Annotated in this window: 11 protein-coding genes; 10 read left to right on the top strand and 1 reads right to left on the bottom strand. The window is 36.9% G+C overall.

Translation table 11 applies throughout. From position 1 onward, the window contains the following. Positions 1–352: 352 nt before the first annotated feature. The 3 genes from pfkA (at position 353) to NC799_RS02335 (ending at position 3,974) form a co-directional block, all read left to right on the top strand. Positions 353–1,312: a 6-phosphofructokinase gene (pfkA, locus tag NC799_RS02345; RefSeq protein ID WP_272444705.1), complete on the top strand. Its 960-nt coding sequence runs from the start codon at positions 353–355 to the stop codon at positions 1,310–1,312. Positions 1,313–1,354: 42 nt separating this feature from the next. Then, complete coding sequence (gene pyk, locus NC799_RS02340; protein ID WP_272444704.1) at positions 1,355–3,118, top strand: pyruvate kinase; 1,764 nt, start codon at positions 1,355–1,357, stop codon at positions 3,116–3,118. Positions 3,119–3,581: 463 nt separating this feature from the next. Further along, complete coding sequence (locus NC799_RS02335) at positions 3,582–3,974, top strand: FxsA family protein (RefSeq protein WP_272444703.1); 393 nt, start codon at positions 3,582–3,584, stop codon at positions 3,972–3,974. Between the two features lie 139 nt (positions 3,975–4,113). Here NC799_RS02335 and ytvI read toward each other — a convergent pair whose 3' ends face one another. Continuing rightward, on the bottom strand, positions 4,114–5,217 hold the full coding sequence (ytvI, locus tag NC799_RS02330) for a sporulation integral membrane protein YtvI (RefSeq protein WP_272444702.1): 1,104 nt from the start codon (positions 5,215–5,217) through the stop codon (positions 4,114–4,116). Positions 5,218–5,320: 103 nt separating this feature from the next. On the opposite strand from ytvI, the gene NC799_RS02325 reads away from it, so the two are divergent. The 7 genes from NC799_RS02325 (at position 5,321) to hflC (ending at position 13,092) form a co-directional block, all read left to right on the top strand. After that, on the top strand, positions 5,321–5,785 hold the full coding sequence (locus NC799_RS02325) for a DUF441 domain-containing protein (RefSeq protein ID WP_272444701.1): 465 nt from the start codon (positions 5,321–5,323) through the stop codon (positions 5,783–5,785). A gap of 358 nt (positions 5,786–6,143) precedes the next feature. Continuing rightward, positions 6,144–7,259 (top strand): citrate synthase, encoded by a 1,116-nt coding sequence (gene citZ / locus NC799_RS02320; protein ID WP_272444700.1) that lies wholly within the window; start codon positions 6,144–6,146, stop codon positions 7,257–7,259. Between the two features lie 103 nt (positions 7,260–7,362). Beyond that, positions 7,363–8,634: an NADP-dependent isocitrate dehydrogenase gene (icd, locus tag NC799_RS02315; RefSeq protein WP_272444699.1), complete on the top strand. Its 1,272-nt coding sequence runs from the start codon at positions 7,363–7,365 to the stop codon at positions 8,632–8,634. A gap of 286 nt (positions 8,635–8,920) precedes the next feature. Beyond that, entirely contained in the window at positions 8,921–9,616 is a 696-nt protein-coding gene (locus NC799_RS02310; protein ID WP_272444698.1) for a response regulator transcription factor, read from the top strand. Then, entirely contained in the window at positions 9,616–10,998 is a 1,383-nt protein-coding gene (pnpS, locus tag NC799_RS02305) for a two-component system histidine kinase PnpS (RefSeq protein ID WP_272444697.1), read from the top strand. The genes NC799_RS02310 and pnpS overlap by 1 nt, the downstream gene beginning before the upstream one ends. Positions 10,999–11,203: 205 nt before the next feature. Continuing rightward, positions 11,204–12,163, top strand: a complete 960-nt coding sequence (gene hflK, locus NC799_RS02300) for an FtsH protease activity modulator HflK (protein WP_272444696.1) — start codon at positions 11,204–11,206, stop codon at positions 12,161–12,163. Further along, on the top strand, positions 12,163–13,092 hold the full coding sequence (gene hflC / locus NC799_RS02295) for a protease modulator HflC (protein ID WP_272444695.1): 930 nt from the start codon (positions 12,163–12,165) through the stop codon (positions 13,090–13,092). The genes hflK and hflC overlap by 1 nt, the downstream gene beginning before the upstream one ends. Positions 13,093–13,098 lie beyond the last annotated feature (6 nt).

Raw genomic sequence — 13,098 nt, 5'->3', positions numbered from 1 at the left:
TGTGGTATGCTTGCCAAAGATTAAAATACATGCAAGCGGTCAACTAACTTTAGTAAAGTTACAAAAATTTTAAATAAGCTAATTCTTTATTTTTCGAAATGATGAGGTCTCATCCATATGCAAATCCAAAGTTTTAATGCACAAGGCAAAAAACAACAAACACACACAAAAAAGTTTACGTTTTTTTGTAAAGGAATTAAATTTGTCATATTTAGGGATGAGATTCACATGGCTTTCATGTATAATTTATGTGGAATCAAATTTGTTCTTCTAGTTACATAAAAAGGAAGGTATAGTTCAGAGGAATATTACCTTTAAATAGGGGAAAAACTTTGAAATTGAGGTGAACAACATGAAAAGAATTGGTGTATTAACAAGTGGCGGAGATTCTCCTGGTATGAATGCAGCTATTAGAGCTGTTGTTCGTAAAGCTATTTACCATGACTTAGAAGTCTTTGGTGTATATAATGGATACCAAGGTTTGATGGAAGGTAATATCAAAAAAATGGAACTAGGCTCCGTTGGGGATATTATTCAACGAGGTGGAACCATTTTATATTCAGCACGTTCGGAAGCCTTTAAAACAGAGGAAGGTCAACAAAAAGCTATTGAACAATTGAATAAGTTTGGTATAGAAGGACTTATTGTAATCGGTGGAGATGGCTCTTTCCGTGGTGCAGAAAAATTAACAAAAAAAGGTTATCCATGTATTGGGGTACCGGGAACAATAGATAATGATATACCTGGAACAGATTTCACCATTGGTTTTGATACGGCTTTAAACACGATAATTGATTCCATTGATAAAATTCGTGACACGGCCACGTCACACGAACGTACATATGTCATCGAAGTAATGGGTAGAAATGCAGGTGACTTAGCGCTTTGGTCAGGTCTTGCTGATGGTGCTGAAAGTATTTTAATTCCTGAACAACCGGATGATTTCGAAGCGGTAATTCAAAAACTTAAAAGAGGGCAAGAAAGAGGAAAGAAACACAGCATCATTATCTTAGCTGAAGGAGTAGGAAGCGGTGTTGATTTCGGTAAGAAAATCGAAGAAGCAACCGATATGGATACACGTGTTACTGTATTAGGCCATACACAGCGTGGAGGTTCTCCGTCAGGTTTTGACCGTGTGTTAGCTAGTAGATTGGGTGCTAAAGCAGTTGACCTTCTACTTGAAGGTAAGGCAGGTAGAATGGTAGGTATTCAAAACAATAAACTTGTTGATCATGACATTATTGAGATATTAAAAGAACCACATACTGTAAATATGGAAATGTACAAGTTATCTAATGAACTTTCTATTTAAAAGTAGCATTCGTGTTTGTACTGTTTAAGGAGGAAAAAGTAAATGAGAAGAACAAAAATTGTATGTACAATAGGTCCTGCATCAGAATCAGTAGAGAAATTAGTGCAGTTGATGGAAGCTGGAATGAATGTAGCTCGACTCAACTTTTCTCATGGTGATTTCGAGGAACACGGCAACCGAATTGTTAATATTCGTGAAGCGTCAAAAATTACAGGGAAAACAGTGGCAATATTATTAGACACAAAAGGGCCAGAGATTCGAACTGGTATTTTAAAGGATGGCCAAGCTATGCTTAGTAAAGGAGATATCGTCTATGTTTCCATGGATAGTGAAATTGAAGGCTCAAGCGAAAGAATATCTGTTACCTATCCAGAATTAATTGATGATGTCCATGTTGGTTCCCGTCTTCTATTGGATGATGGATTAATTGAATTAGAAGTTATCGACATCGACAAACAGAATAATGAACTGAAAACGAAGGCGCTTAATTCGGGACTTCTTAAAAATAAGAAGGGTGTAAATGTTCCGAATGTAAGTGTTAATCTACCTGGTATTACGAATAAAGATGCAGCAGATATTAAGTTTGGAATTGAACAAAATGTTGATTTTATTGCAGCTTCTTTTGTTAGAAGATCATCAGATGTGCTTGAGATTAGGGAATTACTCGAAAAGAACGATGCAACACACATTCAGATTATCCCTAAAATAGAAAACCGTGAAGGTGTAGATAATCTTGACGCTATTTTACAGGTGAGTGACGGATTAATGGTAGCTAGAGGAGATCTTGGTGTTGAAATTCCACCGGAGGATGTGCCTCTCGTACAAAAAGACATGATTCGTAAATGTAATACGGCGGGTAAACCGGTTATCACGGCTACGCAGATGCTAGATTCTATGCAAAGAAACCCAAGACCAACACGTGCAGAAGCGTCTGACGTAGCGAATGCTATATTTGATGGTTCTGACGCTATCATGCTTTCAGGGGAAACAGCTGCAGGTGATTATCCAGTAGAGGCTGTTCGAACAATGAGTAATATTGCAATGAAGGCTGAAACAGCACTTGATCATAAAGCAATTCTCGATATTAGGTCGAAACATAGTGATATGACAATTACTGATGCAATTAGTCAATCTGTTAACCATTCAGCAATGAATCTAAATGTTGATACTATTTTAACCCCAACTGTTACTGGACACACAGCAAGAATGATATCTAAATATCGACCAAAGGCACCAATAGTTGCAGTTACTTTTGACGAACGGGTTAGTCGTAAGTTATCACTCGTATGGGGTGTGGAAGCAATTCTTGGAGAATTAGCTCATTCTACAGACGACGTTCTTGATGTTGCGATCGATCGAGGGTTAGCAAATGGCAAATTCAAGCGTGGGGACCGAGTAATTATTACAGCTGGTGTACCTGTCGGTGAAAGTGGAACGACTAACTTGATGAAAGTGCACATTATTGGAGATGTTTTAGCGAAGGGTCAAGGTATCGGCAAAGGAAGTTCTTATGGGAGAGCTACTGTCGCGAAAAATACCGAAGAAGCATTAAGTAAAATGAAGCAAGATGACATTCTAGTAACGTATGGAACAGATAAAGATATGATGCCGGCTATTGAAAAGGCTAGCGGAATAGTTACCGAAGAGGGTGGACTCACTTCTCACGCCGCTGTCGTAGGCTTAAGCTTAGGAATTCCAGTAATTGTTGGTGTTGAAAAGGCAGTTGATCTTATTGAAGACGGAAAGGATATTACGATTGATTCAAGTAAAGGTGATATCTACGCAGGACATGCAAGTGTACTATAATAGCTAACCGCTAAAAGCAGTCCCTTTATCTTACACGAAGATAAAGGGCTGTTTTTTTACAAAATAAGAAAGTATAAAAAAATCGAAGAGCTGTCCACTCCGCTTCCTAGCCCGCCTTTAGGTCTTAAGCAAAAAATCTTTGTGGCAAAGAGCGCCGCATAGAGACTTAACCGCATCCGAATACAAGCCTAATTCAAGCCCAAATCGGACAGGAAAAGACAAAACTCAGCAAACAGAGTCCGAATTCGGACAGAAAGCGACTGCCTGGAGCGGAAATTAACCCTAGAGTTACCTGCGCATTATTTAAAAACTTCGGCAGATTAATTTTAGCAAGCACCCTGAACTTTATGTAAGATAAGGGGAGCAATGTCTGATATAATTAAGTGAACCTTGAATTCGTGTGCCAATCACCTTAGAATTACACGGGTGCAAGGATTATCAATGCCAAAGGATGTGACAGGGCATGTTTCGTTGGATATTATTATTTGTTCTCGTCGTACCAGCACTCGAAATAGGAATATTAGTATGGGCTGGTGGGATAATTGGCCCGTGGTGGGTTGTTTTTTTAATTATTCTTACTGGAGTTATTGGCGCATGGCTAGCAAAACACCAAGGAATTGAAGCTATTACGAAAGCTCGACATTCCCTTGCCACTGGCCAACTTCCGCATGATGCTATCTTCGATGGAATATGTGTATTAATTGGGGGAGTTGTGCTTTTAACGCCAGGATTTATTACCGATGCAATTGGATTTTTACTTCTTATTCCAATGACTAGGGAACCAATTAAACGGTGGATGCAACTGCTTTTAAGGAGAATGTTGGATAATGGGACGATTACTATTTTTCGTAGATAATCACTACTAATTTAGTAGTTAAAATTGCGATTTGGGCGCTTTTCCTTTAACCGATAAAGTTAAGGATAAAATGCGCCCACATTAAAATTGCTTGAACCTGTTAATCTGCTTGAACAAAACAACTTGCTTTATTTAATTATTACCAAATAAATAGCCATAAACGGTAGAGCACACCTGACTGATACAATGTGTTGACAATCACTAATAAGCTTGGCCCAATAATTAACCCCAATAATCCCCATAGCTGGAAACCTACGAATATTGATACGAGTGTTGCAAGTGGATGAAGTCCTATGTTACTAGAAAGTACCTTTGGTTCCATTAACTGCCTTTGTAAGACAACTATAATAAATAAAACACAAAGGCCGATTGTGAAAGAATAGTTCCCCGTAAGGAATGTATAAATAATCCACGGTAAAAAAATAATCCCAGTCCCTAAATAGGGAAGTAGATCTACCATTCCAATAATTAAAGCAATAGTGGTTGCGTGTTCAACCTGTAAGATAATTAAACCAACGAGAACAATCAAGGCTGTAATAGAGATAAGCGTTAATTGAGCTTTAATAAAGCCAAAAAGAGCCTTTTTTAAACCAGTAATAACATCTGAGCTAGAAATTATTAAAGTCTCTGGAGCAACCTTTTTAACTAAGCCTGTTAACTTGTACCAATCTTTGCTAATGAAAAATGTCCCAAGTAATGTGAATATAAATACAGTGATATAGTTAGGTAATTTGGAAAGTTCTGCCGGAATTGTTGTTAAGATCGTTTCAAGTATTGTTCCTCCTTTCGTTGCAAAACTATCTGCTAAAGTACGGATGTTGTCTAATATAGCTGTTTGCTGATAGGACTCTAGCCCACTAAGTATGATGGATAGCTTTTGATAAATAGGGATGATACTATCAACAATCAATTGTTGGCAAATCGAAACAAGCGTTTCAAAATGCCTCGGAATTTGCTCAGCCATATAGGTTGTACCACTAATAAGTTCCATTATAAGCAAGGTTATTAGTCCTGCAATAGCTGCCATAATTAGAAGGATTGATAAAAAAACAGATAAAGCACGTGGAAGGTGGATTTTATATTCGAACAAATTTACAAGTGGATTGATAAGCATGGCAATTAATATGGAAAAAATAAATGGATAGGTGTATTTCATCACATAATAACTAATAATAAAACCAGAAATGATAGTTCCTATCACTAAAAATAATCGTAATATTCGGTTAACAAAGGATAATGGCATGACACATCCCTCCTTGTACAACATATTTTTATTTCGATGAAAATATGTGATACTATTAAAAAAAGCTTTCATCTATGGTAAGATAATGGGGGCAGGCATACATATGTTTAGTCAGGCGACACTTTTTTTGATTATTTTGTTTTTTTTAGGCTTTGTCGGCAAAAATCAATCGATAATGATTGCGATTTATATTTTGTTTGGGATTCAATTATTTAATTTAGATAGTAAGCTGTTTCCTTATTTGCAAGATAAAGGAATTACTATTGGTGTAACAATTATTACCATCGCAGTCCTCATTCCTATTGCAACAGGTGAAATTGGTTTTAGAGAACTTGTTCAAAGTGCCCAGTCTTATTATGCATGGATTGCGATTGGGGCAGGGGTATTCGTTGCCATAGTTGCTAAAAACGGTTTAATCTTACTGGCAGAAGACCCCCAGCTTACCACTGCATTAGTTCTTGGTACTATTTTTGCAGTTGTAGCCTTTCAAGGCGTAGCGGTTGGACCATTAATAGGGGCTGGAATCGCTTTTTTTCTAATAAAATTAATCAATTTATTTCACCAATAAAAAAGATGAAAAAAATCAGGGCCTGTCTAGTTACAGCGCCTAGCCTGCCTTAGGCTTAGCACCAAGGAACACTTCTAAGAATTGACATCGCAGAAACAAGTGGTTTTCATGTTTCGAAGGCGCCTGCGCTTTTCTTATCATAATTTTATTCCTCCAATAAAATAGATATAACCGTTTTTAATATCCTATCTATAAAAATTAATCGGTTTCATTTCACAAACAATTTATAATTGTTTATAATTATCTGTGGGGATGATCAGAAGCAATTGTTCTGTAATTTGCTTTTGACCTTTATATAATGATTGCTGATGAAATTATATTTGTTGGCGATAAGGACAAAGAAAAGGAGAGGGATAAGATGTCAACCACTAAAGGACTCGAAGGGGTTGTTGCAACAGAATCATCAATAAGCTCTATTATCGATGATCAATTAACATATGTTGGTTATAAAATTGATGACCTTGCTGAAAACTCTAGTTTTGAAGAAGTTGTCTATCTATTGTGGAACAAAAGACTTCCGAAAGTAGAAGAATTAGAGGAATTTACAAAAGAATTAGTTTCCAACATGGAAATCCCTAACGAACTAATTGAACATTTTAAATCCTATGATTTAAAAACTGTCCATCCAATGGCAGCTCTAAGAACTGCCGTCTCTTTATTAGGTTTATTTGATGAAGAAGCTGATGTCATGACTGAAGATGCTAACTATAAAAAGGCAATTCGCTTACAGGCAAAAATTTCAACAATTGTGACTGCGTTTGCACGAATTCGTGATGGCAAAGAACCGATATCTCCTAGAAGTGATTTTAGCTATGCAGCAAACTTTTTATACATGCTAACTGGGAAAGAACCAAAAGCATTAGAAGTTGAAGCTATGAACAAAGCGTTTATTCTTCATGCAGACCATGAGTTAAATGCCTCAACGTTTACCTCCCGTGTGTGTGTGGCAACCCTATCTGATGTTTACTCAGGTATTACAGCTGCAATTGGTGCCCTAAAAGGTCCTTTACATGGCGGAGCAAATGAGCGAGTAATGAAAATGTTGACAGAAATTGGCGAAGTTGAAAATGCTATACCTTACGTAAAGGATAAAATGGCTAACAAAGAAAAAATTATGGGTATGGGACATAGGGTATATCGCACAGGGGATCCCCGTGCCAAGCATTTGAAAAAAATGTCAAAAGAACTAACAGAGTTAACTGGTCAACCGAAGTGGTATGAGATGTCTGTTAAAATTGAAGATTACATCAAAGCGGAAAAAGGTTTACCAGCAAATGTAGACTTTTATTCAGCATCTGTATACCATAGTCTTGGAATTGAGCATGACTTATTTACGCCTATATTTGCAATTAGTCGTTTTTCCGGTTGGTTAGCTCACATGTTAGAACAGTATGCTAACAACCGACTAATCCGTCCGCGTGCAGAGTATGTTGGACCAAGAAATCAAGTATTTGTCCCAATCGAGGAGAGATAACTATCAATCGCCGATTCTTTGAGTCGGTGATGATTGAGTGAAGAACAAACATCTTCACTTCATAACTACAGAATTGTATTAAGAAAGAGGAGGATATAAGTAGATGGCACAAGGAGAAAAGATTACAGTAGATAATGGGGTTCTAAATGTACCTAACAAACCGGTTATTCCTTTCATTGAGGGTGATGGAACTGGACCAGATATTTGGGCTGCTGCAAGTAGAGTATTAGAGGCGGCTGTAGAAAAAGCATACAATGGAGAAAAGGCTATCGAGTGGAAAGAAGTTTATGCTGGTCAAAAAGCATATGACAAAACAGGAGAATGGCTACCGGCTGAAACATTAGATACAATCAGAGACTATAAAATTGCAATTAAAGGACCACTTACAACTCCAATTGGTGGTGGAATTCGCTCGTTAAACGTAGCGCTTCGCCAAGAACTTGATTTGTTTACCTGTTTACGTCCTGTTCGTTACTTTGAAGGTGTTCCTTCTCCAGTTAAACGACCAGAAGATACAGATATGGTAATTTTCCGTGAAAATACGGAAGATATCTATGCGGGTATCGAGTGGCAAGCGGGTTCAGAGGATGTAAAGAAAGTAATTGATTTCTTGCAAAATGAAATGGGAGTACATAAAATTCGTTTCCCAGAAACGTCTGGAATTGGTATAAAACCAGTTTCTGCTGAAGGTACAAAGCGTTTAGTACGTGCTGCCATTGAATATGCAATCAATGAAGGACGTAAAAGTGTTACCCTTGTACACAAAGGAAACATTATGAAATTCACAGAAGGTTCATTTAAAAACTGGGGATACGAACTTGCTGAAGAGGAATACGGTGACAAAGTATTCACTTGGGCTGAATATGATAAGATTGTTGAAGAAAAAGGCAGAGATGCTGCAAATGCTGCGCAAGATGAGGCTGAGAAGGCTGGCAAAATTATCGTTAAAGATGCAATTGCAGATATTTTCTTACAACAAATATTAACTCGTCCTCGTGAGTTTGATGTTGTTGCTACAATGAATTTAAATGGTGACTATATTTCTGATGCACTTGCTGCACAAGTTGGTGGAATCGGAATTGCGCCAGGGGCAAATATCAACTATGAAACTGGTCATGCTATTTTTGAAGCAACACATGGAACAGCTCCAAAATATGCTGGATTAGATAAAGTAAATCCGTCTTCTGTCATTCTTTCAGGTGTACTTATGCTTGAACATTTAGGGTGGAGAGAAGCAGCTGAGTTAGTGTTAAAATCAATGGACAAAACAATTGCTTCTAAAGTTGTAACTTATGACTTCGCTAGATTAATGGAAGGTGCAACAGAAGTTAAAACATCTGCATTCGGTGATGAGTTAATCAAGAACATGGACTAAATAAGCAATTGATTTTCTATAAATACAAAATGAGAGCACTAAAATGATTCAATCATTTTAGTGCTCTTTTAATAGATAAGATGGACTATGAAAATTTCAAGCGGATAAATAAGTGCCGCCAAACTTGCATGGGCTATATTGGACAACGTTATCCGGTTGACGTATGTATTCAACTATTCTAGTAATTGTAAAGAAATCTTTACAAAGAACGCGACATTTTATTGGTTGTTTCTATTCACATCATGTTTCCTTCGTTGTATGATGAAGTAGAAAATGGGGGGATTACATGAATCACAAAGTGTTAATTGTAGATGATGAACAATCAATTGTTACCTTATTAAAATATAACATTGAACAAGCCGGTTTTATTACGGATGTAGCATATACAGGAACATCTGGCCTAGAAAAAGCAATGAAAGAAAGTTTCGATTTAATTGTTTTAGATTTAATGCTGCCAGAGATGGATGGTACCGAAGTATGTAAGCAGTTAAGAAGACATCAAATCGATACACCAATTTTAATGTTAACGGCCAAAGACGACGAATTCGATAAAGTGCTTGGTTTAGAACTTGGGGCAGATGATTACTTAACAAAACCGTTTAGTCCTAAGGAAGTAGTTGCTAGAATAAAGGCAATATTACGACGCACAATAAAAAATGAAAATCCAGAACAGAAACCTCTCATCACAATCGGTGACTTAACCATATACCCAGAGCAATATGAAGTAATGATGAACAACGAAATCTTAACCTTCACCAGAAAAGAGTTTGAACTGCTTCTATATTTGGCTAGACATAAGGGAAAAGTACTATCAAGGGATCAATTATTAAGTGCCGTATGGAATTATGATTTCGTTGGTGATACTAGAATTGTGGACGTACATGTTAGCCACTTGAGAGAGAAGATTGAACCAGATTCTAAACACCCTATTTATATTAAAACGATCAGAGGGCTTGGATATAAATTGGAGGAACAAAGCTAATGTTATCCATAAATTCACGACTACTTTATACTTACGTCGTGATTATTATTACAGTAATACTTATTATTGGGATTATCATTTTACCTTTACTTGATGGATATGACCGTATTTTAGGTGGACTAGCCCTGCTAGGTGGTCTTATTGTTATTTGGGTCATGATTTTTAATATATTTGAAAAGTATATTAAACCTGTTAGAGCTGCTGCCAATGTTGCATCGGAACTAGCAAAAGGAAACTATAAAGTACGAACGTATGACTCCTACTATGGAGATGGCGCAAAACTTGGGCATTCAATTAATATTCTTGCTCGAAGTTTACAAGAGATGGCTGTTCAAGAAAAAATTCATAGTAACCAGCTCCGAACGGTCATCGACAACATGGAAAGTGGACTTATTCTTATTGATGATAGAGGGTATATAAATCTTGTAAACCGAAAATTTATTAACATGTTTGGTAAAGAGTTTAAAGATTATATTGGTTATTTATATTATGATGTTCTCGATCAAACTAGTATTCACTCTGCTGTACAAGAAGCATTTCTGTATGAAGAAAAAGTGGAAAACTCCATTGCAATATCGATGGAATATGACAAACGTTATTTTGAAATAGTTGGTGCCCCAGTAATTAACGATCAGCATGTTTTAAAAGGCGTCATCCTTGTATTTCATGATATTACTAAATTAAAACGCGTGGAGCAAATGAGGAAAGACTTTGTCGCTAACGTGTCACATGAGCTCAAAACACCAATTACGTCTATTAAAGGTTTTGCTGAAACTTTGCTAGAGGGTGCAAAGGACGATGAACAGTTAAGTGATCAGTTTTTAACAATCATTTTGACAGAAAGTGAACGTCTCCAAGCGTTAGTTCATGATCTACTTGAGTTGTCTAAACTTGATCAAGATGAAATGAAACTAAAATCAGCAACAATTTTATTTCCTGAATTTATTAATAACATAGCTCCGATCATTCAGCAAGAGGCAGAAAGGAAAAAAATCACATTAGAAATGACGGTTGACCAACAAGCAAGTATTGTAGGTGATTCCGATCGTCTAAAACAAGTACTGCTAAATCTTCTTCATAATGCAATTAATTATACCCCAGCGAATGGAATGGTTCAATTATCGGTAAAGTCCGTGAGTGAAGCGGTCATTATAGAAGTGGCTGACACAGGCATTGGCATTCCAGAGGATTTTCAATCAAGAATTTTTGAACGGTTTTTCCGGGTGGACCGAGCTCGAAGTCGAAATACCGGAGGTACTGGATTAGGTCTTGCCATTGTTAAACGTATTGTTGAAGCACATCACGGTACAATACATGTTAAAAGCAAGCTAAACCAAGGGTCAACTTTTGAAATAAGGTTACCTAAGAAAAAGATTTTTTGACGGGAAGAAAGAATCCCGTTTTTTTTTTGATAAAATGTATAAAAAATCCAAGAGTTATCCATTCCGCTGCCTCGGGTCATAAGTCTAACCAAGGCGCTTTCGCTTTTCTTATTGGTTATTATTTCCACCAGACTTCTTTTAATTATAATGAAACAAAAAGAATAGAAATTCGTATTTACATATATAGAAAAGGGGGAAAGCGGAAATGACAATGAAACAGATTTATACTTGGGTTGGGATAATTATCGCAATTGCTGTTTTAGCAGTTGTTGGATTTACCAGTTGGTATACGGTGGATGAGTCAGAACAAGCTGTTGTTCTTACATTCGGAAGCGCAGAAGAAAATGTTACGGAGTCGGGTCTGCATTTTAAATTACCATGGCCGATTCAAGAAGTGGAGAAGCTGTCAAAAGAAACATTTAGTCTTGATTTTGGTTATAATGATGGAAAACAAAATAAAGCCAGTAATATTCAAATGATTACTGGTGATGAAAATATTGTCTTAGCCGACCTTGTAGTTCAATGGAAAATAACTGATCCAGCAAAGTATCTTTATCAGTCGGAAGACCCTTTATTCATCTTAAACAGTGCAACATCTGCATCGTTAAGAAGCGTTATTGGGTCTTCAACGATAGATGAGGCCTTAACTAGTGGGAAAGCCGTCATTGAAAATGAAGTAAGAGAGCAATTAGTAAGTTTAATAGATAATTATGATATCGGAATTGCTATAGCTGATGTTAAACTTCAGGAAGTAGATTTGCCTAATGAACAAGTGAGACAGGCTTTTATGAAAGTGACAGATGCCAGAGAAACAATGCAAACAAAGACGAACGAGGCCAACAAATATAATAATCAGCAAGTAGAGGAAGCCTTAGGAGAAAAAGACGCAATCATTGTAAGAGCTGAAGGGGATAAAATTGAACGAATCGAACAAGCTCGGGGAGATATTGCATCTTTTAATGCCTTATACCGGGCATACGAAAATAATCCAACTATTACTAGGCAACGACTTGTTATTGAAACGTTAGAACAGGTTTTGCCTGAAGCGAACGTATATATTATGAATGATGATGGAAACACCCTTAAGTATTTACCGATAGGCACTACAACTAATGAAGCAAAACAACCTAAAACGACAGAGGATAGAAATGAGGGGAACGAGTAATGACAGATGAAAACGTAGTAGATATGAAGCAAAAGTCCCCAAAAGAGTATAAGAAGTATTTTCGGATAGGATCAACCTTTTTGGTGTTAGTTGTTTTATTGGGGTTGTTTTTAAGTAGTGTTTTCATCGTCCGTGAAGGCGAGTATAAAGTTATTCGTCAATTTGGTGAAGTAATTCGGATTGAGGACGAGCCGGGATTAAAATTTAAAGTTCCTATATTGCATTCGATTACGACTCTCCCGCAAAAGAAAATGGTTTATGATATGGCAGAGAAAGAACTTAATACGCTTGATAAGAAAAGAATTATCATAGACAACTATGCAGTTTGGGAAATTAATAATCCAAAATTGATGATTACTAATACTAGAACAGAACTAAACGCCGAAGCAAGAATGGGAGAATTTATTTTCTCGGCAATTCGAAAAGAACTAGCAGCGATGAATTATGGGGAGATCATTAACGAAGAAGGGAGTACTCGGGGAGATCTGAATCAACGGATATTGGACAAGGTAAATGAAATGTTAACACGAGATGATTACGGGATTGAAGTTAATGATGTAAGAATCAAACGAACAGACCTACCTGATGAAAACCAACAATCCGTCTTCCTAAGAATGATCTCTGAGCGCGAATCAAAAGCACAAGAATATTTATCGCAGGGTGAAGGTCAGAAAAAGCGAATTATTGCTCAGACTGACCGCGAGGTAAAGGAAATGCTTTCTAAAGCAGACGCCAAGGCAGCACAAATTCGTGCCGAAGGTGAACAAGAAGCAGCAGCAATGTACAATGAAGCATTTAGACAAGATGTTGAGTTTTACCAGTTGTACCGGACACTTGAATCATATAAGAAAACAATTAATGGTGAAACGACAATTATCTTACCGTCTGATTCCCCGTATGCCCGAATTTTGCAAGGCTATTACGAGTAATACTAG

Origin of the sequence: Aquibacillus salsiterrae, assembly GCF_028416595.1 — a bacterium.
Taxonomy (GTDB): domain Bacteria; phylum Bacillota; class Bacilli; order Bacillales; family Amphibacillaceae; genus Aquibacillus_A; species Aquibacillus_A salsiterrae.
The sequence above is the reverse complement of the archived record's forward strand: the minus strand, read 5'-3'. Positions and strand labels throughout refer to the sequence as shown.